Annotated in this window: 27 protein-coding genes, 2 tRNA genes and 1 pseudogene; 11 read left to right on the top strand and 19 right to left on the bottom strand. The window is 53.8% G+C overall.

Annotated elements, in window-relative coordinates; all coding sequences use genetic code 11:
* Nucleotides 1-19: 19 nt before the first annotated feature.
* From nusA to rlmE, 9 genes are all read right to left on the bottom strand, one after another.
* Entirely contained in the window at nucleotides 20-1,528 is a 1,509-nt protein-coding gene (gene nusA, locus EBA31_RS01175; protein WP_004952855.1) for a transcription termination factor NusA, read from the bottom strand.
* Between the two features lie 21 nt (nucleotides 1,529-1,549).
* On the bottom strand, nucleotides 1,550-2,002 hold the full coding sequence (gene rimP / locus EBA31_RS01170) for a ribosome maturation factor RimP (RefSeq protein ID WP_071827073.1): 453 nt from the start codon (nucleotides 2,000-2,002) through the stop codon (nucleotides 1,550-1,552).
* A gap of 217 nt (nucleotides 2,003-2,219) precedes the next feature.
* Nucleotides 2,220-2,296: transfer RNA gene (locus EBA31_RS01165), tRNA-Met, on the bottom strand.
* Between the two features lie 60 nt (nucleotides 2,297-2,356).
* Nucleotides 2,357-2,443: transfer RNA gene (locus EBA31_RS01160), tRNA-Leu, on the bottom strand.
* Between the two features lie 77 nt (nucleotides 2,444-2,520).
* Nucleotides 2,521-2,856, bottom strand: a complete 336-nt coding sequence (gene secG, locus EBA31_RS01155; protein ID WP_020824951.1) for a preprotein translocase subunit SecG — start codon at nucleotides 2,854-2,856, stop codon at nucleotides 2,521-2,523.
* A 252-nt stretch (nucleotides 2,857-3,108) separates the two neighbouring features.
* Nucleotides 3,109-4,446, bottom strand: a complete 1,338-nt coding sequence (gene glmM / locus EBA31_RS01150) for a phosphoglucosamine mutase (RefSeq protein WP_020824950.1) — start codon at nucleotides 4,444-4,446, stop codon at nucleotides 3,109-3,111.
* Nucleotides 4,447-4,453: 7 nt separating this feature from the next.
* Entirely contained in the window at nucleotides 4,454-5,287 is an 834-nt protein-coding gene (gene folP / locus EBA31_RS01145) for a dihydropteroate synthase (protein ID WP_020824949.1), read from the bottom strand.
* Between the two features lie 92 nt (nucleotides 5,288-5,379).
* Entirely contained in the window at nucleotides 5,380-7,311 is a 1,932-nt protein-coding gene (ftsH, locus tag EBA31_RS01140; RefSeq protein ID WP_041414147.1) for an ATP-dependent zinc metalloprotease FtsH, read from the bottom strand.
* Nucleotides 7,312-7,367: 56 nt separating this feature from the next.
* The gene (gene rlmE / locus EBA31_RS01135; protein ID WP_012004940.1) at nucleotides 7,368-7,997 is read right to left on the bottom strand and encodes a 23S rRNA (uridine(2552)-2'-O)-methyltransferase RlmE; all 630 of its coding nucleotides are present in this window, start codon (nucleotides 7,995-7,997) and stop codon (nucleotides 7,368-7,370) included.
* Nucleotides 7,998-8,141: 144 nt separating this feature from the next.
* Here rlmE and yhbY point away from each other — a divergent pair, with 144 nt between their 5' ends.
* Nucleotides 8,142-8,435 carry a ribosome assembly RNA-binding protein YhbY gene (gene yhbY, locus EBA31_RS01130; protein WP_004933536.1) on the top strand — a complete coding sequence of 98 codons (294 nt, stop codon included), beginning with the start codon at nucleotides 8,142-8,144 and terminating at the stop codon, nucleotides 8,433-8,435.
* Between the two features lie 114 nt (nucleotides 8,436-8,549).
* On the opposite strand, the gene greA is transcribed toward yhbY, so the two are convergent.
* Complete coding sequence (gene greA / locus EBA31_RS01125; RefSeq protein WP_020824947.1) at nucleotides 8,550-9,026, bottom strand: transcription elongation factor GreA; 477 nt, start codon at nucleotides 9,024-9,026, stop codon at nucleotides 8,550-8,552.
* A gap of 256 nt (nucleotides 9,027-9,282) precedes the next feature.
* Here greA and dacB point away from each other — a divergent pair, with 256 nt between their 5' ends.
* The 3 genes from dacB to pmrB are packed head-to-tail and all read left to right on the top strand — an operon-like array spanning nucleotide 9,283 to nucleotide 12,448.
* Nucleotides 9,283-10,716: a serine-type D-Ala-D-Ala carboxypeptidase gene (dacB, locus tag EBA31_RS01120; protein WP_020824946.1), complete on the top strand. Its 1,434-nt coding sequence runs from the start codon at nucleotides 9,283-9,285 to the stop codon at nucleotides 10,714-10,716.
* A gap of 8 nt (nucleotides 10,717-10,724) precedes the next feature.
* The gene (gene pmrA / locus EBA31_RS01115; protein WP_122076761.1) at nucleotides 10,725-11,387 is read left to right on the top strand and encodes a two-component system response regulator PmrA; all 663 of its coding nucleotides are present in this window, start codon (nucleotides 10,725-10,727) and stop codon (nucleotides 11,385-11,387) included.
* Nucleotides 11,384-12,448 carry a two-component system sensor histidine kinase PmrB gene (gene pmrB, locus EBA31_RS01110; RefSeq protein ID WP_122076758.1) on the top strand — a complete coding sequence of 355 codons (1,065 nt, stop codon included), beginning with the start codon at nucleotides 11,384-11,386 and terminating at the stop codon, nucleotides 12,446-12,448. Before pmrA ends, pmrB begins: the two co-directional genes overlap by 4 nt.
* Before the next feature lie 50 nt (nucleotides 12,449-12,498).
* Here pmrB and cgtA read toward each other — a convergent pair whose 3' ends face one another.
* The 4 genes from cgtA to rplU form a co-directional block, all read right to left on the bottom strand.
* Nucleotides 12,499-13,671 carry an Obg family GTPase CgtA gene (gene cgtA / locus EBA31_RS01105; RefSeq protein WP_020824943.1) on the bottom strand — a complete coding sequence of 391 codons (1,173 nt, stop codon included), beginning with the start codon at nucleotides 13,669-13,671 and terminating at the stop codon, nucleotides 12,499-12,501.
* 16 nt (nucleotides 13,672-13,687) lie between these two features.
* Nucleotides 13,688-14,659, bottom strand: a complete 972-nt coding sequence (locus EBA31_RS01100) for a DMT family transporter (RefSeq protein WP_122080570.1) — start codon at nucleotides 14,657-14,659, stop codon at nucleotides 13,688-13,690.
* A gap of 106 nt (nucleotides 14,660-14,765) precedes the next feature.
* Complete coding sequence (gene rpmA, locus EBA31_RS01095) at nucleotides 14,766-15,023, bottom strand: 50S ribosomal protein L27 (protein WP_004933559.1); 258 nt, start codon at nucleotides 15,021-15,023, stop codon at nucleotides 14,766-14,768.
* Nucleotides 15,024-15,040: 17 nt separating this feature from the next.
* On the bottom strand, nucleotides 15,041-15,352 hold the full coding sequence (rplU, locus tag EBA31_RS01090; RefSeq protein ID WP_004933561.1) for a 50S ribosomal protein L21: 312 nt from the start codon (nucleotides 15,350-15,352) through the stop codon (nucleotides 15,041-15,043).
* A gap of 269 nt (nucleotides 15,353-15,621) precedes the next feature.
* Here rplU and ispB point away from each other — a divergent pair, with 269 nt between their 5' ends.
* A complete protein-coding gene (gene ispB / locus EBA31_RS01085; protein ID WP_020824941.1) occupies nucleotides 15,622-16,593 on the top strand; it encodes an octaprenyl diphosphate synthase in 972 nt (323 codons plus the stop codon).
* Nucleotides 16,594-16,642: 49 nt separating this feature from the next.
* On the opposite strand, the gene EBA31_RS01080 is transcribed toward ispB, so the two are convergent.
* The gene (locus EBA31_RS01080; RefSeq protein ID WP_048762812.1) at nucleotides 16,643-16,993 is read right to left on the bottom strand and encodes a DNA-binding protein; all 351 of its coding nucleotides are present in this window, start codon (nucleotides 16,991-16,993) and stop codon (nucleotides 16,643-16,645) included.
* A gap of 182 nt (nucleotides 16,994-17,175) precedes the next feature.
* Between EBA31_RS01080 and EBA31_RS01075 the strand changes: the two genes are divergently transcribed.
* Nucleotides 17,176-17,436, top strand: a complete 261-nt coding sequence (locus EBA31_RS01075; RefSeq protein ID WP_020824939.1) for a helix-turn-helix transcriptional regulator — start codon at nucleotides 17,176-17,178, stop codon at nucleotides 17,434-17,436.
* A 68-nt stretch (nucleotides 17,437-17,504) separates the two neighbouring features.
* Here EBA31_RS01075 and mdh read toward each other — a convergent pair whose 3' ends face one another.
* Complete coding sequence (gene mdh / locus EBA31_RS01070; protein ID WP_122076755.1) at nucleotides 17,505-18,443, bottom strand: malate dehydrogenase; 939 nt, start codon at nucleotides 18,441-18,443, stop codon at nucleotides 17,505-17,507.
* A 251-nt stretch (nucleotides 18,444-18,694) separates the two neighbouring features.
* Nucleotides 18,695-18,862: a hypothetical protein gene (locus EBA31_RS26725; protein WP_162302861.1), complete on the bottom strand. Its 168-nt coding sequence runs from the start codon at nucleotides 18,860-18,862 to the stop codon at nucleotides 18,695-18,697.
* A 47-nt stretch (nucleotides 18,863-18,909) separates the two neighbouring features.
* On the opposite strand from EBA31_RS26725, the gene argR reads away from it, so the two are divergent.
* From argR to yhcN (EBA31_RS01055), 3 genes are all read left to right on the top strand, one after another.
* A complete protein-coding gene (gene argR / locus EBA31_RS01065; protein ID WP_020824937.1) occupies nucleotides 18,910-19,380 on the top strand; it encodes a transcriptional regulator ArgR in 471 nt (156 codons plus the stop codon).
* Between the two features lie 405 nt (nucleotides 19,381-19,785).
* Nucleotides 19,786-20,049, top strand: a complete 264-nt coding sequence (yhcN, locus tag EBA31_RS01060) for a peroxide/acid stress response protein YhcN (protein ID WP_048762811.1) — start codon at nucleotides 19,786-19,788, stop codon at nucleotides 20,047-20,049.
* Nucleotides 20,050-20,173: 124 nt separating this feature from the next.
* The gene (gene yhcN / locus EBA31_RS01055; protein ID WP_020824935.1) at nucleotides 20,174-20,437 is read left to right on the top strand and encodes a peroxide/acid stress response protein YhcN; all 264 of its coding nucleotides are present in this window, start codon (nucleotides 20,174-20,176) and stop codon (nucleotides 20,435-20,437) included.
* Nucleotides 20,438-20,640: 203 nt separating this feature from the next.
* On the opposite strand, the gene mpl is transcribed toward yhcN (EBA31_RS01055), so the two are convergent.
* The gene (gene mpl / locus EBA31_RS01050) at nucleotides 20,641-22,020 is read right to left on the bottom strand and encodes a UDP-N-acetylmuramate:L-alanyl-gamma-D-glutamyl-meso-diaminopimelate ligase (RefSeq protein WP_020824934.1); all 1,380 of its coding nucleotides are present in this window, start codon (nucleotides 22,018-22,020) and stop codon (nucleotides 20,641-20,643) included.
* Between the two features lie 168 nt (nucleotides 22,021-22,188).
* Here mpl and fbp point away from each other — a divergent pair, with 168 nt between their 5' ends.
* Nucleotides 22,189-23,193 carry a class 1 fructose-bisphosphatase gene (gene fbp / locus EBA31_RS01045; RefSeq protein ID WP_020824933.1) on the top strand — a complete coding sequence of 335 codons (1,005 nt, stop codon included), beginning with the start codon at nucleotides 22,189-22,191 and terminating at the stop codon, nucleotides 23,191-23,193.
* A gap of 37 nt (nucleotides 23,194-23,230) precedes the next feature.
* On the opposite strand, the pseudogene EBA31_RS01040 reads toward fbp, so the two are convergent.
* Nucleotides 23,231-24,783, bottom strand: a pseudogene (locus EBA31_RS01040) (methyl-accepting chemotaxis protein).
* Between the two features lie 256 nt (nucleotides 24,784-25,039).
* Between EBA31_RS01040 and ppa the strand changes: the two are divergent.
* Nucleotides 25,040-25,570: an inorganic diphosphatase gene (gene ppa / locus EBA31_RS01035; RefSeq protein WP_004952787.1), complete on the top strand. Its 531-nt coding sequence runs from the start codon at nucleotides 25,040-25,042 to the stop codon at nucleotides 25,568-25,570.
* Nucleotides 25,571-25,607: the final 37 nt, after the last annotated feature.

Below are 25,607 nucleotides of genomic sequence, written 5' to 3'. Positions count from 1 at the left end.
TCCTTCCTGCTACAGTTTATTACGCGTTGTCGCCAAACCAACAGATATTACGTGCGGCCATAATCAGCTCGCCGGCTTGCTCATCGCTAAGCCCTTCAATATCAGCCAGATCGTCAACACCCTGCTCGGCAAGATCTTCCAGCGTACAAACCCCACGCGCGGCCAGTTTAAAGGCCATGCTGCGCTCAAGACCCGGAAGGTTGAGCAAATCGTCAGCAGGTTTTTGGTCGCCCAGGCTTTCTTCTTGGGCCAGGGCCAGCGTGGTCAATGCAGCTTTGGCGCGATCGCGCAACGCTTCAACCATATCTTCATCCAGACCGTCGATTTCCAGCAGCTCTTTGATTGGCACGTAAGCCAATTCTTCCAGCGTAGAGAAGCCTTCTTCGACCAGTACGGTGGCGAAATCTTCGTCGATATCAAGATACTTGGTGAAGGTATCAATGGCGGCATGAGCTTCGGCCTGGTGCTTGGCCTGCAGATCGTCCGCCGTCATCACGTTCAGTTCCCAACGGTCGTCGTCACGGTGTTGTTTTAACAGCTGGGATGCCAAACGCACGTTTTGGCCATTACGGCCGATCGCCTGTGCCAGATTGCTGGCTTCAACGGCGATATCCATAGTGCAATTATCTTCATCAACCACGATCGAGGCAACGTCTGCCGGCGCCATGGCGTTGATGACGAACTGCGCAGGGTTATCATCCCACAGGATGATGTCGATACGTTCACCGCCGAGCTCGCTCGAAACGGCCTGAACGCGCGCACCGCGCATACCTACGCAAGCGCCGACCGGGTCGATGCGTTTGTCGTTGGTTTTCACTGCAATTTTCGCACGGGAGCCTGGATCGCGGGCTGCCGCTTTAATTTCAATCACTTCTTCGCCAATTTCCGGTACTTCGATGCGGAACAGTTCTTTCAGCATCTCGGCGCTGGAGCGGCTGACGAACAGCTGGGCACCACGGGCTTCGGGACGAACGGCGTACAGGATGCCGCGGATGCGGTCGCCTGGACGGAAGTTTTCGCGCGGCAGCATGTCTTCACGGCCAATTACCGCTTCGGCGTTGCTGCCCAGATCCAGCGCAATGCTGTCACGGTTAACTTTCTTCACCACGCCGGTGACGATTTCACCTTCGTGCTGACGGAAAGCATCAACGACCATAGCGCGCTCGGCTTCACGTACTTTCTGTACGATAACCTGTTTCGCGGTTTGAGTGGTGATACGGTCGAAGGTAACAGATTCAATCTGATCTTCGATGTAACCGCCCAGCTCGATGCCTGGCTCTTCATACTGCGCAGCTTCCAGCGTGATTTCACGCGTTGGCTGAGTCACTTCATCTACGGCGACCCAACGGCGGAAGGTATCGAAATCGCCAGTTTTGCGGTCAATGCTGACGCGAACTTCGATTTCCTGCTCGTATTTTTTCTTGGTGGCGGTGGCTAATGCGGTTTCCAGCGCTTCGAAAATCTTCTCACGCGGAAGGGATTTTTCATTGGAAACAGCTTCAACAACAGCCAGAATCTCTTTATTCATCCTAGTTGCCTCATCCAAACTTTAAAAGTGGGGTACCAGGTTCGCTTTCTGGATATTGCTCAGCGCGAACACTTCATCTTTCCCTTCCACAGTAACCGTGATCATCTCGCCATCGACAGACTTGATAATGCCCTGCCATTTGCGACGGTTCTGTACGGCCATGCGCAGGACCAAGCTGACTTCATCACCGAGGAAACGAGTATAGTGTTCGGCGGTGAACATCGGGCGATCAAGGCCAGGAGAGGAGACTTCCAAGTTGTAAGCGACTGTGATTGGCTCTTCGACGTCCAATACAGCGCTGACCTGGTGGCTGACATCAGCGCAATCGTCAACATTGATGCCGTTTTCACTGTCAATATAGATACGGAGCGTCGATTGGCGCGCACGAATAAATTCGATGCCTACAAGTTCAAAGCCCAACGCTTCTACCGGTGCCGAAAGCATCTCTGTTAATTTTTGCTCTAATGTGGACAAGCCCACCCCCAAGACATAAAAAAAGGGCCTAATAGCCCAGTGATTCTGTTGCCAAATAACAAAAAACCCCGAAAATTCGGGGCTTTATGCAACTGGACCCTGTTTGCCGCTAAGCGGCTTCGGTGCAACTTTCTAACAAGTGTCATTTTCAAATGTTGATCGAGAAAAGCGGAATTCAATCGAAAAGTGTATTTGAAAATAAACACTTAAAGGAAAGTGGTTGCGGGGGCCGGATTTGAACCGACGACCTTCGGGTTATGAGCCCGACGAGCTACCAGGCTGCTCCACCCCGCGTCCGAAAACGTGGCAAATATTACGCCGATAATCGCAAAATTGCAAGTTATCTCTGGGATTTGGTACCGAGGATGGGACTCGAACCCACAAGCCCGTTAGGGCACTACCACCTCAAGGTAGCGTGTCTACCAATTCCACCACCTCGGTACTGATTCTTACTGCTAACGGCCGTTATTTTAATGAGGTAATAACAACCGTTTTCAAACTCTGTTACTGCGTGCTGCTTACTGCGGGATATCGCTGCTCGGCTTGGTTGGTGCTGCCGGCGCGGTAGTCTGCTCAGATTTCACTGGCTGACCCAGGTTTTCCCACTCGCTGCCTTTCTTGCTCTGGTTGGTGCTCAGGTTGCCCAGGATCAGACTGATGACGAAGAACAGCGTCGCCAGCACAGCCGTCATGCGGGTCATGAAGTTACCGGAACCGCTCGAACCGAACAATGTGCCAGAAGCACCTGCTCCGAATGAGGCTCCCATATCAGCGCCTTTACCTTGCTGCAGCATAATCAGAGCAACCAGCCCGATTGAGATCAGCAGGAAAATTACCAGAAGAGCTTCGTACATAGTTGTACCCGTATCCTTGCGGCTTCACCGCGTGCCAAATGCTTCACACCCCAAAGGCTTCTAATTCTATTAAGAAGTCGCAGGCGTTATATCAAACTGCCCACTGAAGCGGGTGTGAATACTAACCAAAGGCGCCAAACCACGCAAGGGCAATTTGCAGCCACCGGCGCGTTTGCGGAAAAAAACGCCAATAAAATTCGCAGGCTGTGATTTCCGAGGGCAGCGGTTGCCCCCGGACCGATCAAAAAAGCGTTAGCCCGCAGATTTCACCGCGTCGGCAATGCGATGTGCCAATGCCGTCACTTGCTGCTCATCCTCGCCTTCCACCATCACACGGATCAGCGGCTCGGTACCGGATTTACGTAGCAGCACGCGGCCGCGGCCGGCCAGTTCAGCCTCGACCTGCTCGGTGATTTTACGCACCTCTTCCGATTCCAGCGGGTTGTGCTCGCCGACAAAACGCACGTTGACCAGGATCTGCGGCAGTAATTTCATGCCGCTGCACAGGTCGTGCAGGCTCATGTTGTTGCGGACCATCGCCGTCAGCACCTGCAGACCGGCAACGATGCCGTCACCGGTGGTAGTTTTATCCAGCAGGATTACATGGCCGGAGTTCTCTGCACCAATGCGCCATCCCAGTTCCTGCAGCTTCTCCAGTACATAACGATCGCCGACTTTGGCGCGAGCGAAGGGAATGCCCAGTTGCTTAAGTGCCAGTTCGAGCCCCATGTTGCTCATCAGCGTGCCTACCGCGCCACCGCGCAGTTGGCCCTGACGCAACCCTTCACGGGCAATGATGTAAAGGATCTGGTCGCCGTCGACCTTGTGGCCAAGGTGATCAACCATCATCACCCGGTCACCGTCACCGTCAAATGCCAGACCGACGTGCGCTTTCTCCTGCAGCACGCGCTCTTGCAGTTGGCGAACGTCTGTTGCACCGCATTTTTCATTGATGTTCATGCCGTCCGGTTCAACGCCGATGGCAATCACCGTGGCACCCAGTTCACGCAGCACGCTCGGCGCAATGTGATAGGTCGCGCCGTTGGCGCAGTCCACCACGATTTTCAGGCCTTTCAGGCTCAGTTCGCTCGGGAAGGTGCCTTTACAGAATTCGATGTAACGGCCGGCGGCATCGATGATCCGGCTCGCTTTACCCAGTTCGGAAGATTCTACGCAGGTCAGCGGTTTTTCCATTTCAGCTTCAATGGCTTCTTCCACATGATCCGGCAGCTTCGCGCCATCAATGGAGAAGAATTTAATGCCGTTGTCGTAAAACGGGTTATGAGAAGCGGAGATCACAATACCGGCTTCCGCACGGAAGGTACGCGTCAAATAGGCTACCGCCGGCGTCGGCATTGGCCCCGTGAAGGAAGCAGACAGCCCCGCTGCGGCAAGACCGGCTTCCAATGCCGACTCAAGCATGTAACCTGAGATACGGGTGTCTTTGCCGATAATAATTTTACGAGAACCGTGGCGTGCCAGCACCTTGCCCGCCGCCCAGCCCAGTTTCAGAACGAAATCAGGGGTAATAGGACTCTCACCGACCTTGCCACGAATGCCGTCGGTACCAAAATATTTGCGCTCGCTCATGTCTCTATCATCCCTTAGCTGAAATGGTTGCCTCGACGACACGCATCGCCTCGACGGTTTCTTTAACGTCATGCACTCTGACAATCTGCGCTCCCTGCATGGCGGCGATAACCGCACAGGCTACGCTGCCGATAACCCGCTGATCAGGGGGGACATTCAGCAGTTGCCCAATCATCGACTTACGCGACATTCCCACCAAAAGCGGCAGGCCGAAGTGATGAAACTCAGACAATCTGGCCAGAAGCTGATAATTGTGCGCTAAATTCTTACCGAAACCGAACCCGGGGTCGAGCAGCAATTTCTGATTTGTAATGCCGGCGGCATTACAGCGTTCTATATGATGCTGAAAAAAAGCGTTCACATCGCCAATCAGATCGTCGTAGTGCGGTGCCTGCTGCATGGTTCGTGGCTCACCCTGCATGTGCATCAGGCACACTGGCAACCCGCTTTCCGCCGCAGCGGCCAATGCGCCCGGCTCCTGCAATGAACGAACGTCGTTGATCAGGTGCGCACCGGCCTGAGCCGACTCGCGGATCACCCCTGCTTTCGAAGTATCTACCGAGATAAAAACTTCAAAACGCCGGGCAATGGCTTCAACGACGGGGACTACGCGCGCGATCTCTTCGTCTTCGCTGACCTCAGCCGCTCCCGGTCTGGTCGACTCGCCGCCCACATCAATCATGGTCGCACCGGCCGAAATCAGCGCATGCGCGTGCAGCAAAGCCTGATTAAGCTGGTTGTGCTGGCCGCCGTCAGAAAAAGAATCCGGGGTCACGTTGAGGATCCCCATCACCCGCGGATGGGAAAGATCGAGAGTCATGTCTCGCACGGTTAACTGCATTGCTAATCCACCTTACTGTCGCCTGGTTCACTGCCCGCCGGGCAATAAAAAACCCCGGCATGCCGGGGTTCGATGTTATTACACAGCCAAAGTTACTTGTCTAGCTGTTCAGACATGGTATTGCCTGGGTTTGGTGTGCGCGGTTCATCAACCGGCGTCGGGGCTTTTGGTGTGCCACCGTTGTCGGAATTGCTGCCCTTGCCCACATCGTCCCAACCCGCTGGCGGACGCACGTCTTTACGGTTCATCAGATCGTCAATCTGCGGCGCGTCGATGGTTTCGTACTTCATCAGGGCGTCCTTCATTGAATGCAGGATGTCCATGTTTTCCATCAACAGCGAACGCGCTCGCACATAGTTACGTTCAATCAGGGATTTAACTTCCTGGTCGATAATGCGCGCGGTTTCGTCCGACATGTGCTTCGCCTTGGCCACTGAACGGCCCAGGAACACTTCGCCCTCTTCTTCCGCATACAGCAATGGCCCCAGCTTCTCGGAGAAGCCCCATTGGGTCACCATGTTGCGGGCAATCGAGGTCGCCACTTTAATGTCGTTCGAGGCACCGGTAGAGACTTTTTCCGGTCCGTAAATGATCTCTTCAGCCAGACGACCGCCGTACAGAGTAGAGATTTGGCTTTCCAGCTTCTGACGGCTGGCGCTGATCGCATCCCCCTCCGGCAGGAAGAAGGTCACACCCAACGCACGGCCACGAGGGATAATCGTGACTTTATGCACCGGATCGTGCTCAGGAACCAGGCGACCAATAATGGCGTGGCCAGCTTCGTGATACGCGGTCGACTCTTTCTGCGCTTCGGTCATCACCATGGAGCGACGTTCTGCACCCATCATGATCTTGTCTTTGGCTTTTTCGAACTCCACCATCGACACAACACGTTTGTTTCCACGTGCGGCAAACAGCGCAGCTTCGTTGACCAGGTTGGCCAGGTCAGCACCGGAGAAGCCAGGCGTACCACGAGCCAGTACAGAAGCATCAACATCGGGTGCCAGTGGCACGCGGCGTGAATGCACTTTCAGGATCTGCTCACGGCCACGCACGTCCGGCAAGCCCACCACAACCTGACGGTCGAAACGGCCTGGACGCAGCAACGCCGGGTCAAGCACGTCTGGACGGTTGGTCGCAGCGATAACGATGATACCTTCGTTGCCTTCAAAGCCGTCCATCTCAACCAGCATCTGGTTTAGCGTCTGCTCACGTTCGTCATGACCGCCGCCCAGGCCGGCACCACGCTGGCGACCGACGGCATCGATTTCATCGATAAAGATGATGCACGGTGCCGCTTTCTTCGCCTGCTCGAACATGTCACGCACACGGGAAGCACCGACACCCACAAACATTTCCACGAAGTCAGAACCGGAAATGGTGAAGAACGGCACTTTCGCCTCACCGGCGATAGCTTTCGCCAGCAGGGTTTTACCTGTCCCCGGCGGGCCAACCATCAGCACGCCTTTCGGGATCTTGCCGCCCAGCTTCTGGAAACGGCTCGGCTCGCGCAGGTATTCCACCAGTTCGCTTACTTCGTCTTTTGCTTCGTCGCAGCCGGCAACGTCAGCAAAAGTGGTTTTGATCTGGTCTTCCGTCAGCATGCGGGCCTTGCTCTTGCCGAAGGACATCGCGCCCTTGCCGCCGCCGCCCTGCATTTGACGCATGAAGAAGATCCAGACCCCGATCAGCAACAGCATCGGGAACCATGAAATAAAGATAGAAGCCAGCAAACTCGGCTCTTCAGGCGGTTCACCAACCACTTTCACATTCTTGGTCAACAACGTATCCAGCAACTTAGGATCGTTGACAGGGATGTAGGTCGTGTATTTGTTACTGTCTTTCTTGGTAACGTTAATTTCACGTCCATTGATTCGCGCTTCGCGAACCTGATCTTGGGTCAGTTCGGACATGAAGGTAGAGTAATCCACCCTACGGCCATTCGACTCGCTGGGCCCAAAGCTCTGGAATACAGACATCAACACTACCGCGATGACTAACCAGAGAATTAGGTTTTTCGCCATGTCACTCAAGGGATTAACCTCATATTACAACTGTGTTAACAAACAGCGTTAGGGTACTACAGCTTGCGCCCTGTCGCTACAATGTACACTTCGCGCGAACGTGCGCGGGAAGCGTCTGGCTTACGAATCTTAACCTTCGTAAACAGGGAGCGAATTTCCCGTAGGTACTCGTCAAAGCCATCTCCCTGGAACACCTTCACCAGGAAACTTCCGCCTGGTGCGAGGACATCACGACACATTCCCAGTGCTAATTCCACCAGATACATCGATCTTGGAATATCGACGGCCGGAGTGCCACTCATATTCGGGGCCATGTCAGACATGACCACCTGAACCTTACTTTCACCTACACGTTCCAACAGAGCCTTGAGCACCAGTTCATCACGAAAATCGCCCTGAAGGAAATCGACGCCAACGATAGGATCCATTGGCAAAATATCACAGGCGATGATGCGGCCGGAACCGCCAATCTGGGTCACGACATACTGCGACCAACCACCCGGCGCCGCACCTAAATCTACTACGGTCATGCCAGGTTTAAACAGTTTGTCACTCTGCTGTATTTCATCAAGTTTAAACCAGGCGCGCGAACGTAGCCCTTTTTTCTGCGCCTGTTGCACATATTTATCGCTAAAGTGTTCTTGTAACCAGCGACTGGAGCTAGCAGAACGCTTTTTATTAGCCATCTCGTTTTCCAACTATCATAAAAAGAGTCTTAATGTCAGGTTCGCAGCTCATGTAGACTCACACCGATGAAGACCGATTTGGTGATATACATGAGATGGCGGTAGAATGTACCGTTTTCAATCCCAACTTAAGCAAAAAAGACAATGAATCTGAATAATAAACAAAAACAGCACCTGAAAGGCCTGGCGCATCCGTTAAAACCGGTTGTCATGCTGGGTAATAACGGTCTCACCGAAGGGGTGCTGGCTGAAATTGAACAGGCTCTGGAGCATCATGAGCTGATCAAGGTAAAAATCGCTGCTGAAGATCGCGAAACCAAAACCCTGATCGCCGACGCTATCGTGCGCGAAACGGGTGCCTGCAATGTGCAAGTCATCGGTAGTACGCTTATTCTTTACCGCCCTTCTAAAGAGCGCAAGATCAGTCTACCGCGTTAATAAGCATTGGGTTAACGAAAAGGTGCCATGCACCTGATTCAGATAAAAGGCCGCACGCGGCCTTTTTCCTTTCTTTACAAAACCCTGGCGATTTTCTGCACGATTGGAAGGTGATCAGAGATATTCAACCTTCAAGATCTCATAATCGACATCGCCACCCGGGGTTTTTATCACAACCACATCATCTTGTTCTTTGCCGATCAGGCCACGTGCCATAGGCGAATTGACAGAAATCAGATTTTTCTTGAAATCAGCTTCGTCGTCGCCAACGATACGGTAGGTCACTTCTTCTTCGCTATCCAGGTTCAGCACCGATACGGTAGCGCCAAAAATCACGCGGCCATTGTTTGGCATCTTGGTGATATCGATCACCTGCGCGTTCGACAGCTTGGCTTCAATTTCCTGGATACGTCCTTCACAGAATCCCTGCTGCTCACGCGCCGCATGGTACTCTGCGTTTTCTTTCAAATCGCCGTGTTCACGGGCGTCAGCGATGTCCGCAATGATTTTCGGACGGCGCACGCCTTTCAAATATTCGAGTTCTTCGCGCAGTTTTTCAGCGCCAAACAAGGTCATCGGAATCTGTTTCATAGTATAAATACCTCTAAATCTTTCCTGTTCAAATAGCCGTCATCCTGACGTGTTCGTATGAAAAAACGGTGGGTACGTGCCCCCCGCCTCCAGGCGATAAACAAAAGAAGCCTGACTCGGAACCCTTGCCCAAGTCAGGATCGATTTTGCATTTTGATACGCATTTTAGCCTAGAGTTCCTTGAGGGTCATCGTTTACTTTTTCCCTGAATGCACCGTAGTATGACGGCACGTTATCCAGCTGTTATCCCGAGATTATGCGTTTTTCACGAATTGTCAGTGCATTGGCTTGCGCATTTGTTCTGAATGCGAATGCGGCCCCGGTTGAAGATTACACACAATATTTGCCTGATGGGGCCAACCTTGCCCTGGTAGTTCAGAAGATCGGCGCTAGCGCGCCGACCATCGATTATCACTCTCAGCAAATGGCGTTGCCGGCCAGTACCCAAAAAGTACTGACCGCTTTAGCTGCCTTGTTGCAGCTCGGCCCAGACTATCGCTTCACCACCACGCTGGAGAGCCAGGGCGACATCAGCGACGGCGTGCTGCGCGGCAACCTGATTGCCCGCTTTGGCGGCGATCCGACCTTTAAGCGCCAGAGCCTGCGCAACATGGTGGCGATCCTGAAAAAACAGGGCGTGCGCCAGATTACCGGCGATGTGCTGGTCGATACCTCGGTATTCGCCAGCCATGACAAAGCCCCCGGCTGGCCGTGGAACGACCTGACGCAGTGTTTCAGCGCACCGCCGGCGGCGGCGATAGTCGACCGCAACTGTTTCTCGGTGTCGCTGTACAGCGCTCCCAATCCGGGCGATATGGCCTTTATTCGCGTGGCCTCCTATTATCCGGTCAATATGTTTAGCCAGGTTCGCACGTTGGCGAAAGGGTCTGCAGATGCCCAATACTGCGAGCTGGACGTGGTGCCGGGCGAACTGAACCGCTTTACCCTGACCGGTTGCCTGACCCAACGCAGCGATCCGTTGCCGCTGGCCTTCGCCATTCAGGATGGTGCCAGCTATGCCGGGGCGATCCTGAAAGATGAGCTGACCCAGGCCGGTATCCAGATCGACGGACACCTGAAGCGCCAGACACAGCCGGGCCTGAAAGGCACGGTGATCGCCCAGACTCAATCAGCGCCGCTGCACGAATTGCTGAAGATTATGCTGAAGAAATCGGACAACATGATTGCCGATACCGTCTTCCGCACCATCGGTCATGAACGTTTTGGCGTTCCGGGTACCTGGCGTGCCGGCGCTGACGCCGTGCGTCAGGTGCTGCGTCAGAAGGCCGGCGTGGATTTGGGCAACAGCATCGTGGTAGACGGCTCAGGCCTTTCACGCCATAACCTGCTGGCTCCGGCGACCATGATGCAGGCGCTGCAATACATTGCGCAGCATGACAGCGAGCTGAACTTTATTTCGATGCTGCCGCTGTCCGGTTACGACGGAACGCTGCGCTACCGTGGCGGGCTGCACGAAGCCGGTGTTGATGGCAAGGTGTCCGCCAAAACCGGTGCGCTACAGGGCGTATATAACCTGGCCGGATTTATTACAACCGCCAGCGGCCAACGCTTTGCCTTCGTACAGTATCTGTCAGGCTATGCCGTACCGCCGGAAGATCAAAAGCAGCGTCGAGCGCCACTGGTTCGTTTCGAAAGCCGTCTGTACCGGGATATTTATCAGAATAACTGAGGGTTATGATGAAACTGCTGATTGTGGAAGACGATGAGCTGCTGCAACAAGGGTTGGCACTGGCATTAGCCGGGGAAGGCTATGCCTGTGACTGCGCCGCCACGGCAGCGGAGGCCAATGCTCTGCTCATCACCAGCCAATACAGCATGATTATCCTCGATCTGGGCTTGCCCGACATGGATGGTGCCAGCCTGCTGCGGCAGTGGCGCCGCCAGCAGGTCGATCTGCCAGTGCTAATTTTGACCGCCCGTGACGCACTGGAAGACCGGGTCGAGGGGCTGGACGCCGGTGCTGACGATTACCTGGTCAAGCCCTTCGCGTTAGTTGAACTACAGGCGCGCGTGCGCGCCCTGATCCGCCGCTATCAGGGCCACAGCGACAATCTTATTCAGTTGGACGATCTCCAGCTCAATCTCTCCAGCCAGCAGGTTTATGTTCAGCAGCAGCCGGTGGAGGTGACGCCGAAAGAATTCGCCATCCTCTCCCGCCTGATGATGCGCGCCGGTCAAACGGTTAATCGCGAGCTGTTGCAGCAGGATCTTTATACCTGGCAGGATGATTTAGGCTCCAACACGCTGGAAGTGCATATCCATAACCTGCGCCGTAAATTGGGCAAGGACCGCATCCGTACCGTTCGTGGCATTGGCTATCGTCTGGAATCCTCATCATGATCAGCATGCGCCGTCGTCTGTTGTTGATGCTGGCGCTGATCCTGTTGGTCACCCAGTTAATCAGCGCCTTTTGGCTCTGGCATGAAAGCCAGGAGCAAATCAGTTTCCTGGTGGATGAAACCCTGTCGGCCAAGGTGCGTACCGAGCGTGTCGATACGGAAATCGCCGAGGCGATAGCCTCACTGCTCGCCCCTTCGCTGATCATGATGATCGTCACCCTGCTGGCCTCATTCTGGGCTATCAGCTGGATTATTCGCCCGCTCAATCAGCTGCAGCAACGGTTGGAGAAGCGTTCCGCCGATAACCTGACGCCTCTGCCGCTCAGCGGAGACAGCCTCGAAATTATGGCGGTCACCACCACACTCAACCAACTGTTCTCACGGTTGGATAACACCATTCAACAGGAACGACTGTTCACCGCAGATGCCGCACATGAGTTACGTACGCCACTGGCGGGGATACGACTGCACCTGGAGTTAATGGAAAAACAGGGGGTCCCGCAAAGTAAGCCGTTGATCACCCGCATCGACCAACTGATGCACACCGTCGAACAATTGCTGATGCTCGCACGCGCCGGACAAGACTTTGCCAGCGGACACTATCAGCGTTTCGATTGGGTGAGTGACGTGATCCTGCCGCTACAAGAGGAACTTGAGGAGTTGACCCGCCAGCGCGGACAAAAACTGCAATGGCAGCTCCCGGCGGCGGCCCCGATGCATGGCGATCCGGTCCTGCTTCGCCTGTTGCTGCGTAATCTGGTAGAAAATGCTCACCGCTACAGCCCGGAAGGCAGCAGCATTCAGGTGCAGCTGACACAGCAGAAACCCGGCTATCAGTTGCAGGTGACGGATGAAGGCCCGGGAATCAAAGAACAAATGGAAGGCGAGCTCACTCAGGCATTCCGCCGTATGGACCAGCGCTATGGCGGCAGCGGACTGGGACTGAACATCGTCACCCGCATAGTGCAACTGCATCAGGGCCGTCTGACTCTGGAAAATCGCCAGGATACCCACGGGCTGAATGCACAATGCTGGTTACCTGAGAATGTCCTGAAAAAATAATGCCAATAAAAAAGGGCCCAGTTTTTAACTGAGCCCTTTTCTTTGCAAGATTATTTCTGGTAAATGATTTCGACGCCTTCGTCGTCATCTTCGTCCCAGTCATCATCCCAATCGTCTTCCGCTTCAGCTTCCACTTCAGCGATCTGTTCACGGTGGTAATCATCCCACATGAACTCGACTTTCTCCGGTGCGCTTTCTTCGATAGCCATGGCTTTCGGTTGGGTGTTGATGAACTTCATCACGTCCCAGCACAGCGCATTCACGCCTTCGCGATTCACCGCGGAGATCATGTAGTACTTGCCTTCCCAGCCCATGCCTTCTGCAATCGCCTTGGCGCGCTCGGCAGCTTCTTCCTCACCTATCAGGTCAACCTTGTTGAAAACCAGCCAGCGTGGCTTCTGCGCCAGATTTTCGCTGTATTGATTCAACTCGTTGATAATGACTTTGGCGTTTTCTACCGGATCGGATTCATCGATAGGTGCGATATCCACCAGGTGCAGCAGAACGCGGCAACGCTCCAGGTGCTTCAGGAAGCGAATACCCAGGCCGGCACCGTCGGAAGCCCCTTCGATCAAGCCAGGAATGTCGGCAATAACGAAGCTCTGTTCGTGATCCATACGTACCACGCCCAGGCTTGGGACCAGAGTGGTAAATGGATAGTCGGCCACTTTCGGCTTAGCGGCAGACACTGCACGAATGAAGGTGGATTTGCCGGCGTTTGGCAGGCCAAGCATGCCAACATCGGCCAGCAGCAACAGCTCCAGCAAGATGTCACGTGCTTCACCGGCGGTGCCCAGCGTTTTCTGGCGCGGCGCACGGTTAACTGATGATTTAAAACGGGTGTTGCCCAAACCGTGCCAACCGCCCTTCGCCACCATCAGACGTTGTTCATGGCGGGTCATGTCACCGAGGATCTCACCGGTGCCCTGATCCTGCACGCGGGTACCGACCGGTACCTTGATGGTGATATCTTTGCCACGCTTGCCGGTACAGTCACGGCTTTGGCCGTTCTGGCCACGTTCAGCACGGAAAGATTTCTCAAAGCGGTAGTCGATCAGCGTGTTGAGGTTTTCGTCCGCCAACAGATAGACGTCGCCGCCATCGCCGCCGTCACCGCCATCAGGGCCGCCGTTCGGGATATACTTTTCGCGGCGGAAGCTGACGCAACCATTACCACCGTCACCTGCAACGACCAAAATCGCTGCTTCATCTACAAACTTCATTTACCGTCTCCGTAAATCATTCACCGGGCTGCTTCAAAGGAGCAACCAGGCGGGTTTCTGCCCGTCGCGGCCACCAACGGTGACCAATTGCGGAAAACATGGCGCCCGCTACCACGACGAAAGCGCCGACATAACCGACGACATTCAATGTCGGGGCGGCGAATACGTGTGGCCAGGCCAGCGCCAACAAATCTGAAAACAGCAGGGTAAACAGCGGGGTCAGCGTGATTAACGCACTCACCTGCGCCGCCTGCCAGCGCGCCATGGCTTCCGCCAGCGCACCATAGCCAATCAGCGTGTTGGCGCCACAGAACAGCAAACAGGCTAATTGCCAGCCGCTGAGCTGGAAAATCACCTCAGGCTTGGCCAGAGGGAATAGCGCGATCGCACATAAAGTGTACAACATTACCAGAATTTGCGGCGAGGCTAATCGACGTAGCAACACTTTCTGCGCCACGCCATAAGTCACCCAGACCATCGCCGCACACACGCCCAACAGCACCCCCAGGGTGTAATCCGTCAGGCGGGTGAAAATCTCAATCAGGCTGACATTGAAGAACAACAGCAGCCCGCAAATCAGCATCAGTGCGCCAATCACCTGGGTGATGCGCATCCGCTCTTTTAAAACCAGCACGCTGGCAAACATCATACCGACCGGCGACAGCTGGCCGATGACCTGCGATGCGGTCGGGCTAAGGTACTGCAACGAAGAGCTGAAGAAGATAAAATTCCCCAGCAGGCCCGCGGTGGCGATGGCCAAAATCAGCAGCCAGCGTGATTGACGGAACATGGTCACCGGCGGCAATCTGCCGCGCACGGCCAAAATGATCCCCAGCCCCAGCGCCGCGATGGTAAATCGATACCAAACGACGGTAAACGGCTCCATCACTACCAGCACTTCTTTCATCGCAATCGGCAATGCACCCCAGCAAACTGCCGTAGTTACCGCCAGGAAAATGCCAATTCCGACCTGCTGTTTCGTTTCCATCTTACCTTTTGCCAGCGCTGACGGGCCGATGCACAAGCAGCCCATAAATGTAAAAAGCCCCGCAACGAGTTGCGGGGCTTACATCTATTTCGTAAGGCTCGAAAAATTATTCAGCTTCGATGCTGATGAATTTACGATTGCTCGGGCCTTTAACTTCGAATTTGACTTTACCGTCTTTCAAAGCAAACAGAGTGTGGTCTTTGCCGCAACCCACGTTGGTACCAGCGTGGAATTTAGTGCCGCGCTGACGAACGATGATGCTGCCTGCCAGTACTGCTTCGCCGCCAAAGCGTTTAACGCCCAGACGTTTAGCTTCTGAATCGCGACCGTTACGAGTCGAGCCGCCAGCCTTTTTGTGTGCCATTAATCTGCTCCCCTAACTTAAGCGCTGATGCCGGTGATTTTAACGTCAGTGAACCACTGACGGTGGCCCTGCTGCTTACGATGGTGCTTACGACGACGAAACTTAACAATCTTAATTTTCTCGCCACGACCGTGAGCAACGACTTCAGCTTTGATCTTACCGCCATCGACGAAAGGAACGCCGATTTTGATATCTTCGCCATTAGCAATCATCAGAATCTGGTCAAACTCAACAGCTTCACCAGTTGCGATGTCCAGCTTTTCCAAGCGAACGGTTTGACCTTCGCTTACTCGGTGTTGTTTACCACCACTTTGGAAAACCGCGTACATATAAAACTCCGCTTTCCGCGTGCCCAACTGTTCAGTACAGAGCGCGCTATAAATATTCACAATAGGGCGCGAATTCTACGCAATAATCCAGCATATGACAAGAGCAGAATAAGACCAGAAGTACAAAAAAGAAGAAAAAAAGCACAGTTTCTTTCATGGCGTTTATCTGAGGCGTTTTTCAAGTACAATCAGTAGGACAGTTACCGCCATGTACCGATGTGAGCAGCGATCTCAACGCGGTGAAGAGAAACACAGCTGAAAAAAATACAATGAACCTAGAGCAAATTACCGAGTTAACCGCGCAAGATATGGCGGCCGTGAACGCAACAATTCTCGAACAGCTGAATTCCGATGTCACGCTCATCAATCAGCTTGGCTATTACATTATCAGTGGTGGCGGTAAACGCATCCGCCCGATGATCGCCGTTCTGGCGGCGCGGGCATTGCATTATCAGGGTGATAAACACATTACCGTCGCTGCCCTGATCGAATTCATTCATACCGCAACCCTGCTGCATGATGATGTGGTGGATGAATCCGATATGCGTCGCGGCAAGGCCACTGCCAATGCCGCCTTCGGCAATGCCGCCAGCGTATTGGTTGGCGACTTCATCTATACGCGTGCTTTCCAGATGATGACCAGCCTGGAATCGCTCCGTGTATTGGCGCTGATGTCCGAGGCGGTCAATGTGATTGCCGAAGGTGAAGTGCTGCAGTTAATGAACGTGAACGATCCGAACATTACCGAAGAAAGCTACATGCGGGTGATCTACAGCAAAACCGCACGCCTGTTCGAAGCGGCGGCACAATCTTCGGCGATCCTTTCAGGCGCCAGCGAGGCAGAAGAAAAAGCGCTGCAGGATTACGGCCGCTATCTTGGCACCGCCTTCCAGCTGATCGACGACCTGCTCGATTACAGCGCCGACGGCAGCACCCTGGGTAAAAATACCGGTGACGATCTTAACGAGGGCAAACCGACGCTGCCCTTGCTGCATGCCATGCATAATAGTGAAGGCGAGCAGAAAGCCATGATCCGCGGCGCGATTGAACAGGGCAACGGTCGTCATTTGCTGGAGCCGGTTTTACAGGCCATGGAGCAATGCGGCTCGCTGGAATATACCCGCCAACGCGCTGAGGAAGAGGCCGACAAGGCGATTGCCGCACTGCAGGTGCTGCCGGAGTCTGCCCACCGTGCCGCGCTGGAAGGATTAGCCCATCTTGCAGTTCAACGCGATTTTTAAGAAATAATAAACGCCCTGCAGTTTCCACAGACCCGCGATGCGGGTCTGTTTATTTCCCCGGAAAGACACGCGCCAGCAGGCCGCCAATCCCCTCTCGCATCAGGAAAGCCAACATCTTTTCGCGTTCGCTCTCCGTCAGGTGGTAATAATACTCAATCCACACCGTCAGCGGATCCTTGCGCTCAACTTCATACAGCGCCGGTTCCTCTTTCAAGATCAGTAAATTGCGCGTACCGGTCGGCAAACTGTCAATGTGATACTCCAGCGCCTTTCCCTGTACGCCTTTGCGCCGGCGGCTGATCCAGCCTTCACGACGCGCCATCAAGTTTATTCCCTGTGGTGAGGAAGGTAACCCTGCCACGCCGGTCAATTCCTTGGCGGCAAACCACTCTTTTTTCATGGCCATGTTCTCTGGGCAAAAGTAGGCGAAGATCTTTTTTAGGAAATTTATTGGATATTTTTTAAGAAATTTAGTGGTATCCTAGTTTCCGTATAAGCGTTTCATGTTGTTCAAACGATTAATCTTGACCTGTTAGTTATACCACTAACAGAACTTTCGCTAATCAAAAAAGGAATGCAAACATGAACTCAAGGAATAAGGATTGGCATCCGGCGGATATCATTGCGGCTTTACGTAAGAAGGGAACGACACTGGCGGCGGTGTCGCGCAAGGCAGGACTTAGCTCATCAACGCTGGCAAACGCACTGTCGCGTCCCTGGCCAAAAGGAGAATGGCTGATTGCCGAAACGCTCGATATACACCCTGCGGAAATCTGGCCGAGCCGCTATTTCGATCCCCATACCAATAACTTACTGGATCGAAAAGCCCGTATTCGGTCCTAGCTGCGGGCATAAAAAAACCGCCGGTACGTTGTCCGGCGGCCTATGCATACTCATGCACTGCTGGATGATCAGTTATTGATAAACTTTTCGCCCAGTTCGATATCTTTGTGCAGAACATCCAGCATGTCTTCCAACGCTTTCTGTTCGAACGCGCTCAGAGTGCCGATGTCTTTGCGTTCTTCAACGCCATTCTTACCCAGCACCAGCGGTTGCGCGAAGAAGCGAGCGTATTTCCCATCGCCTTCCACATAAGCACATTCCACCACGCCTTTTTCGCCTTGCAGCGCACGAACCAGAGACAGGCCGAAACGCGCCGCCGCCTGGCCCATAGACAGGGTTGCAGACCCGCCGCCGGCTTTGGCTTCAACCACTTCGGTACCCGCATTTTGGATACGCTTGGTCAGATCGGCCACTTCCTGATCGGTAAAGCTCACGCCAGGGATCTGCGACAGCAGCGGCAAAATGGTCACGCCAGAGTGTCCGCCGATAACCGGCACGTTCAGCTCTTCCGGCTGTTTGCCTTTCAGCTCAGCCACGAAGGTGTTGGAACGGATGATATCCAGCGAGGTCACGCCGAACAGTTTGTTCTTGTCATAAACACCGGCTTTCTTCAGCACTTCTGCCGCGATAGCCACGGTGGTGTTGACCGGGTTGGTGATAATGCCGATGCAGGCTTTCGGGCAGGTGCTTGCCACTTGCTGGATCAGATTACGCACGATACCTGCGTTCACGTTGAACAGATCTGAACGATCCATGCCGGGTTTACGCGCAACGCCTGCAGAAATCAGCACCACGTCTGCACCGTGCAGAGCTGGAGTAGCGTCTTCGCCACTGAAGCCTTTGATTTTCACTGCGGTTGGGATGTGGCTTAAATCGACGGCAACGCCTGGGGTAACGGGGGCAATGTCGTAGAGAGAGAGTTCAGAACCTGAAGGAAGCTGGGTTTTGAGTAGAAGGGCGAGGGCCTGGCCGATACCGCCAGCAGCACCGAGAACTGCAACTTTCATCCTATACTCCTTTATTATCTTAAATATATAAAGCGCCGTGAATATGTTGGTTACGGACCTTAAATTATTACACCTTTAAAAACAATCTCTTAACAGTCTGTTTGAGAACTGGCGCAATAAAACAGCCGATGTCGCGCTCATTTTAGATTAAATAGCTTACGCATTAAGGGCATAGCGCACACTAATCAAAAATACTGCGAGGTTATTCACGAGCAAGTTAACCGGCGGTTACATTACACCCTTACACAACATCAGAACAACATCATTTTAATAACATTTTCTTTACCACCGAGGGCGGCATTTTCGGTCACCGAAAGGGCATATTCATGGGGTACGGATTTTGTTAAAATGCTGCCCTTTCCTCGTTGTCCGGGCATTGTTATTTTTTCCGGGTGTCCTTTTATTGCATAAAAATTCATTTATATGCATAATCATCACTTCTATTGTCAACATTCCACGGTGCAAAATGCGTAATCCCGCAAAGCAGGAAGATCTGATCAAGGCGTTTAAAGCGTTATTGAAAGAAGAAAAATTCAGTTCTCAAGGCGAGATTGTTTTGGCGCTGCAAGAAGAAGGCTTCGAAAACATCAACCAATCCAAAGTATCGCGCATGCTGACCAAGTTCGGCGCGGTGCGTACGCGCAATGCCAAAATGGAAATGGTGTATTGCCTTCCCGCTGAACTCGGCGTGCCGACCACTACCAGCCCGCTGAAGAATCTGGTGCTGGATGTCGATCATAACGATGCAGTTGTCGTGATCCACACCAGCCCCGGCGCCGCGCAGCTCATTGCTCGCCTGCTGGATTCTCTGGGCAAATCCGAAGGTATTCTCGGCACCATCGCCGGTGACGACACCATTTTCGTTACCCCAGCCAGCAGCTTTACCGCGCGCCAGCTGTACGAAGCCATCCTGACCCTGTTCGAACAGGAGCTGTGATGCATAACGCTAACAAAATGCGGCGAGCCGTCGCGTTTTGTTAGCGTTTCTTTAACCCCATCCTTACTTTTCCCCCTCCCCCTACCACTTTTAACGCCAGGTTTCTTTCTCTTCGCAACACATTTCAATGACATTTCCGCTTAGCTAGTGATAGCTACTGTGATCTTCCGCACTTTTGGTCAAAAGCACTTACCTTATTGAAATTACATAAATTTAACATCAAAAGATCGTTTTATAACCGCTTTTTATTCCATCTGGTTATAAAAGATAAGGATCGTCATAATAAAGTTTCACTAGAAACTGTTAGCGAACTATTAATTTTTGGCGTTACTAGATGTATACTCATTTCCGTGACGTAAATCACAGTTCACTGGAACTGATAAAAGAATACGAAAAGGTCAAATCATGAAAATTAAATCTACCATTGCAACCATGAGCGTTCTCTCCATGCTTTCTTTCGGCGCATTTGCAGCACAATCTGTTGATGCAAACCAGGCCGCAAAAATGCAATCTGCAGGCACCATTACCGTCAGCGGCGTTGCCGGTGCACCTTCAGATATCCGTCAGGCACTGTCTGAAAAAGCCGATGCCAAAGGGGCGACCGCTTACCGTGTAATCGAAGCACGCAACGAAGGTAACTTCCACGCGACAGCAGAAATTTACAAATAAGTACAAGGCGTTACCCGGCAACGGGCAATATAACTCTGGTACCGAGCACCATTGATAACAGCCTTCAAGTACAAAAACGCTGCAAAAGCCCTTCCAGGCGGTTATCACAACAGGACGCACTATCATGAATATGAAAACCACTCTCGCTGCACTTAGCCTGCTGTCTGTCGTTTCGTTCGGCGCTTCCGCCGCGACGTTAATCACTAACGACCAGGCCAATACGCTCCAGTCTGCCGGTACCATCACCGTCAGCGGCGTCACCGGCGCGCCTTCCGATATTCGCCAGGCGCTGTCTGACAAAGCCGATAAACAAGGCGCTAAAGCCTACCGCGTGATCGAAGCCTACGAAAACGGCAATTGGCACGCGACAGCCGAAATCTACAAATAACAATTCAGGGAACCCTGCTTACCGAACTGATTACCCTCGTCACTGCCACTGCCGAGTTCTATCGTAAGCACTGATTCCTTGAAGAAACTTCGTCGTCCTATCCGACGAACCCCGTTGCCCTCGCTCGCGAGGGCTTTTTTATGGGCAAAAGAAAAGGCCGTAAGCGGCCTTTTAGTTTTGCTTCAGTCACACTGAATCGACGATCAATAAGTCACTTTAGGTTCTGACTTGTGGGCCAATGCTTCCAGCAGACGGTCATGGATCCCACCGAAGCCGCCGTTACTCATCACCAAAATGTGGTCGCCAGGCTGGGCCGTTTTCACGATCATGTCCACCAGCGTGTCGAGATCGGCGCTCCAGTGGGCCGGCTGTACACAGGCTTCCGCGACTTCCGCCACCTGCCAGGGGATATGGTGCGGTTGGAACAGGAAGACCTCATCGGCACGGCCCAGAGACGGTGCCAAATCATTCTTGCTGATCCCCATTTTCATGGTGTTGGAGCGCGGCTCGAGCACAGCCAAAATGCGCGCGGTACCGCCAACCTTGCCGCGCAATGCGGCCAAGGTCGCCAGGATCGCCGTTGGGTGATGGGCAAAATCGTCATACACCGTAACGCCATGAGCTTCACCGCGCAGTTCCAGACGGCGGCGAGCATTGATAAACTCACCGAGCGCGCGGCAGGCATCGGCTGGCAGCACACCAACGTGGCGCGTGGCGGCAATGGCCATCAAACCGTTATGCATGTTGTGTTCACCCACCAGCGACCACTTCACTTCGCCCACCTGTTCGCCGTCGAGGAACACCGCATAATGGCTGGCGTCTGGCGTTAATTTTTGAGCGCGCCATGCGCCCTCTTCCCCGACCAGCTCTTGCTCACTCCAACAGCCCATCGCCATCACCTGTTTCAGGTGGTTGTCGTTATCAGGCAAAATGATCTTGCCCTTGCCCGGCACCAGACGCACCAGATGATGGAACTGTTTCTGGATCGCTTTCAGATCGTCGAAGATATCAGCGTGATCGAACTCCAGGTTATTCATGATCAGCGTACGCGGGCTGTAATGCACAAACTTGGAACGCTTGTCGAAGAAGGCGCAGTCATACTCATCGGCTTCGATCACAAAGAACGGGCTACCGCCCAGACGCGCGGAAACGTCAAAGTTGCCCGGAACGCCACCGATAACAAAGCCCGGTTGATAGCCGCAGGCTTCCAGGATCCAGGTGGCCATACCGGCGGTAGTGGTCTTGCCATGCGTGCCGGCCACGGCCAGCACCCAGCGATCGCGCAGCACATAATCGTGCAGCCACTGCGGGCCGGAAACGTAAGGGATCCCCTGTTCCAGTACCGCTTCAACGCAAGGATTACCCCGCGTCATGGCGTTACCGATGATCACCAGATCCGGCGCCGGATCCAATTGAGCAGGATCGTAGCCCTGGATCAGGTCGATCCCTTCCTTCTCCAGCAGCGTGCTCATCGGCGGATAGACATTAGCGTCAGAGCCGGTCACCTCATGCCCTAGCGAACGAGCCAGCACCGCCAGCCCGCCCATAAAGGTGCCACAGATCCCAAGAATGTGAATGCGCATAGTTTTCTCATAGAGTACGTCGAATGTTGACTCATTCTAACGCTCAGAATCGTCCAGAAGAAATGGATTTGCCTATGAATAGCGTTCATCTTTGGGCTACACTGCTCGCGAATACGTTGGCGGTTTGTTAACAAACCGCTACCCATCCGTAGATTCAGGGATTGTGTCATGAAAACGTTAGGCGAATTTATCGTCGAGAAACAGCACGACTTCTCACACGCCACCGGCGAGCTGACTGCGCTACTTTCTGCAATTAAACTGGGCGCCAAAATCATCCACCGCGATATCAACAAAGCGGGTCTGGTGGATATTCTGGGCACCAGCGGCGTTTCCAATGTACAGGGCGAAGTTCAGATGAAACTGGACCTGTACGCGAATGAAAAGCTGAAAGCAGCATTGAAAGCGCGCGGTGAAGTTGCGGGTATCGCTTCTGAAGAAGAAGATGAAATCGTGATATTCGACGGCGAGCGGGCTGAAAATGCCAAGTATGTGGTGCTGATGGATCCGTTGGACGGTTCGTCCAACATCGATGTCAACGTCTCGGTCGGTACGATTTTCTCTATCTATCGTCGCATTACCCCGGTCGGTACGCCAGTGACCGAAGAAGACTTCCTGCAGCCAGGCAGCGCACAGGTCGCCGCAGGCTACGTGGTTTACGGTTCATCCACCATGCTGGTGTACACCACCGGTTATGGCGTGCATGCCTTTACCTACGATCCTTCTCTGGGCGTGTTCTGCCTCTCCCACGAGAAAGTCCGCTTCCCGGCCAGCGGCAATATGTATTCCATCAACGAAGGTAACTACATCAAGTTCCCGCGCGGCGTGAAGAAATACATCAAATATTGTCAGGAACAGGACGAAGCTACGCAACGCCCTTATACCTCACGCTACATCGGTTCACTGGTTGCCGACTTCCACCGCAACCTGCTGAAAGGCGGCATCTACATTTATCCAAGCACCGCCAGCCACCCGCAAGGCAAGCTGCGCCTGCTGTATGAATGCAACCCGATGGCGTTCCTGGCGGAACAGGCCGGCGGTAAAGCCAGCGACGGTAAAAACCGTATTCTGGACATCACCCCGGTGAAACTGCACCAGCGCGCACCGTTCTTCGTCGGCACCAAATCCATGGTGGAAGACGCAGAGCGCTTTATCGCTGAGAACCCGGACGAATAACGAGTTCAATGTGGGGGACGGCTTGCCGTCCCCGGCATTATAATTTGAACGCCGCCATGCTCTGCGCCAGCAACTGCGCCTGATCCTCCAGCGAGCGCGTCGCCGCCGCCGACTCTTCGACCAAGGCCGCATTCTGTTGCGCCACCTGATCCATCTGCGCCACCGCCAGGTTTACCTGCTCAATACCGCTGCTTTGCTCACGCGTAGCCGCAGAGATTTCCCGCATCAGCGCCGTCACCCGGCCCACTTCACCGGTAATGCCGTTCATGGTTTTCGCCGCCGAACCGGCCATTTGTTCGCCTTCCTGCACCCGATTCTGCGACGCTTCAATCAACCCTTTGATCTCTTTCGCCGACTGTGCGCTGCGCTGAGCCAGGCTGCGAACCTCACCGGCCACCACGGCAAAACCACGCCCTTGTTCACCGGCACGTGCCGCTTCCACCGCCGCATTCAACGCCAGAATGTTGGTCTGGAAGGCAATGCCGTCCATCACGCTGATGATATCGGCAATGCGGCGTGAGCTGTCGGTGATCGCCTGCATCTTGTCCATGACCTGACTGACCACTTCACTGCCTTGGTTGGCAATATCGGATACGCTCAGCGCCAGTTGATTCGCCTGTTCGCAGTTCTCGGCGTTCATCTTCACCGTCGAGGTCAGCTGTTCCATGCTGGCGGCGGTTTCTTCCAGAGAAGCGGCTGATTCTTCGGTACGCTGCGCCAGGTGCAGGTTGCCGGCAGCCAGTTCGCGTGAACCGGTATCGATTTGGCTGCTGGCATCGCGCACCTTGCTGACCGAACTGACCAAGGCCCGCTGCATCCGCTGCATCGCACGCACCAGACGGCCCATTTCGGTCTCGCCTTCGCCGGTGATACGGTGCGTCAGGTCGCCGCTGGCGATATGTTCCAGCTGGGCGATTGACTCATCGAGCGGACGCAGGATAATCACCCGCAGCGCAAACCAGGCCAGTAGCGCCAGCAAAATGCTGAGCAGGCCGGCAATCACGATCAGCGTAATTTTGGTGCTGGCATTGCTTTCCGCTTCATTCACCCGCTGCTGGCCAATCTTCATGGCGAAGCTGCGGAAGTCGCTGAGGTCCTTTTCAAAAGCGATGCTCAACGCGGAAATTTTTGTTTCCTGAATGTCGTAGTAATCATCAACTTTGCCGGCCTTGATGGCATCGGCCATCGGCCCAACGCCCTGTTCCAGATAGGCGCGGTAGCTGTTTTGCAAACGACCGGACAGCTCGCGTCCACGTTCGGTGACGGTACCGACGCTGACAAAACGCGCCATTTCCTGCTTCGATTGCGCAAGATAGTCATAGATACGGCCCACCGTAGCATCTGAAACCTCAATCTGGCCGATTTCCCGTTGGCGTACCGCCAGTGAGGCAGCGGTTCTGGCGCGCAGCGTCAGGTTGGAACTGCTGGCCAGCGACCCCAACTCTTCCCCAGGATTTGATTCAGGGTGTGTAACGAGCGCGATCCTTCGTTAATCGCGTTGACGCCAATCGTGCTGACCATAATCAACAGCAGCGTCATCAGGCTCAACAGGGCAATCAGCCCGGCCTTGACCGTAATCTTTTTTAGCATGAGTTCTTCCCGGCTTCAGAAATAGTGAGATCTTACGTAGAGGAGGTAAAACGCGGAGCCAGACTTCGCCGACTCATTATTATTTGATGAAGTTATCGGCAACCCTCGAGAAAACTTAACGCCGTGGGAGGATTTATCTGGAAATTCGATGGATGGCTCTGCGCCGGGGCGGGGATGATGAAAAGGGCAGGAAATCGCAAAAGAGTCCGCTATAATAGCCGCCACTCCATTTCTGGTTTGATTAAAGGAAACCGACATGAGCTTGAACCTGGTCCCTGCTGGCAAAGACCTGCCGGAAGACATCTACGTTGTTATCGAAATCCCGGCAAACGCCGATCCGATCAAATATGAAATCGACAAGGACACCGGTGCGCTGTTCGTTGACCGTTTCATGTCCACCGCGATGTTCTACCCGTGCAACTACGGTTACATCAACCACACCCTGTCTCTGGACGGTGACCCGGTTGACGTGCTGGTGCCAACCCCATACCCTCTGCAGCCTGGTTCTGTGATCCGCTGCCGTCCGGTTGGCGTGTTGAAGATGTCCGACGAAGCCGGCGAAGATGCGAAACTGGTTGCCGTACCGCACAGCAAGCTGACCAAAGAGTACGATCACATCAAAGACGTGAACGACCTGCCGGAACTGCTGCGCGCCCAGATCGCTCACTTCTTCGAGCACTACAAAGATCTGGAAAAAGGCAAATGGGTGAAAGTGGAAGGCTGGGCAGATGCTGCCGCTGCCAAAGCTGAAATCGTTGCTTCTTTCGAGCGTGCCGCCAAGAAGTAATTCTTGCCCGCCGTCCGATAAAAAAACACCGCTCAGT

The sequence above is a fragment of the Serratia sp. P2ACOL2 genome, assembly GCF_003691565.1.
Taxonomy (GTDB): Bacteria; Pseudomonadota; Gammaproteobacteria; order Enterobacterales; family Enterobacteriaceae; genus Serratia; species Serratia liquefaciens.
The sequence above is the reverse complement of the archived record's forward strand: the minus strand, read 5'-3'. Positions and strand labels throughout refer to the sequence as shown.

Coding starts and splice junctions, on each gene's coding strand:
- nusA (WP_004952855.1), bottom strand. CDS start 1,528: ATGAATAAAGAGATTCTGGCTGTTGTTGAAGCTGTTTCCAATGAAAAA.
- secG (WP_020824951.1), bottom strand. CDS start 2,856: ATGTACGAAGCTCTTCTGGTAATTTTCCTGCTGATCTCAATCGGGCTG.
- glmM (WP_020824950.1), bottom strand. CDS start 4,446: ATGAGCGAGCGCAAATATTTTGGTACCGACGGCATTCGTGGCAAGGTC.
- folP (WP_020824949.1), bottom strand. CDS start 5,287: ATGCAGTTAACCGTGCGAGACATGACTCTCGATCTTTCCCATCCGCGG.
- ftsH (WP_041414147.1), bottom strand. CDS start 7,311: ATGGCGAAAAACCTAATTCTCTGGTTAGTCATCGCGGTAGTGTTGATG.
- rlmE (WP_012004940.1), bottom strand. CDS start 7,997: ATGGCTAATAAAAAGCGTTCTGCTAGCTCCAGTCGCTGGTTACAAGAA.
- yhbY (WP_004933536.1), top strand. CDS start 8,142: ATGAATCTGAATAATAAACAAAAACAGCACCTGAAAGGCCTGGCGCAT.
- greA (WP_020824947.1), bottom strand. CDS start 9,026: ATGAAACAGATTCCGATGACCTTGTTTGGCGCTGAAAAACTGCGCGAA.
- dacB (WP_020824946.1), top strand. CDS start 9,283: ATGCGTTTTTCACGAATTGTCAGTGCATTGGCTTGCGCATTTGTTCTG.
- pmrA (WP_122076761.1), top strand. CDS start 10,725: ATGAAACTGCTGATTGTGGAAGACGATGAGCTGCTGCAACAAGGGTTG.
- pmrB (WP_122076758.1), top strand. CDS start 11,384: ATGATCAGCATGCGCCGTCGTCTGTTGTTGATGCTGGCGCTGATCCTG.
- cgtA (WP_020824943.1), bottom strand. CDS start 13,671: ATGAAGTTTGTAGATGAAGCAGCGATTTTGGTCGTTGCAGGTGACGGT.
- EBA31_RS01100 (WP_122080570.1), bottom strand. CDS start 14,659: ATGGAAACGAAACAGCAGGTCGGAATTGGCATTTTCCTGGCGGTAACT.
- rpmA (WP_004933559.1), bottom strand. CDS start 15,023: ATGGCACACAAAAAGGCTGGCGGCTCGACTCGTAACGGTCGCGATTCA.
- rplU (WP_004933561.1), bottom strand. CDS start 15,352: ATGTACGCGGTTTTCCAAAGTGGTGGTAAACAACACCGAGTAAGCGAA.
- ispB (WP_020824941.1), top strand. CDS start 15,622: ATGAACCTAGAGCAAATTACCGAGTTAACCGCGCAAGATATGGCGGCC.
- EBA31_RS01080 (WP_048762812.1), bottom strand. CDS start 16,993: ATGAAAAAAGAGTGGTTTGCCGCCAAGGAATTGACCGGCGTGGCAGGG.
- EBA31_RS01075 (WP_020824939.1), top strand. CDS start 17,176: ATGAACTCAAGGAATAAGGATTGGCATCCGGCGGATATCATTGCGGCT.
- mdh (WP_122076755.1), bottom strand. CDS start 18,443: ATGAAAGTTGCAGTTCTCGGTGCTGCTGGCGGTATCGGCCAGGCCCTC.
- EBA31_RS26725 (WP_162302861.1), bottom strand. CDS start 18,862: ATGAATTTTTATGCAATAAAAGGACACCCGGAAAAAATAACAATGCCC.
- argR (WP_020824937.1), top strand. CDS start 18,910: ATGCGTAATCCCGCAAAGCAGGAAGATCTGATCAAGGCGTTTAAAGCG.
- yhcN (WP_048762811.1), top strand. CDS start 19,786: ATGAAAATTAAATCTACCATTGCAACCATGAGCGTTCTCTCCATGCTT.
- yhcN (WP_020824935.1), top strand. CDS start 20,174: ATGAATATGAAAACCACTCTCGCTGCACTTAGCCTGCTGTCTGTCGTT.
- mpl (WP_020824934.1), bottom strand. CDS start 22,020: ATGCGCATTCACATTCTTGGGATCTGTGGCACCTTTATGGGCGGGCTG.
- fbp (WP_020824933.1), top strand. CDS start 22,189: ATGAAAACGTTAGGCGAATTTATCGTCGAGAAACAGCACGACTTCTCA.
- ppa (WP_004952787.1), top strand. CDS start 25,040: ATGAGCTTGAACCTGGTCCCTGCTGGCAAAGACCTGCCGGAAGACATC.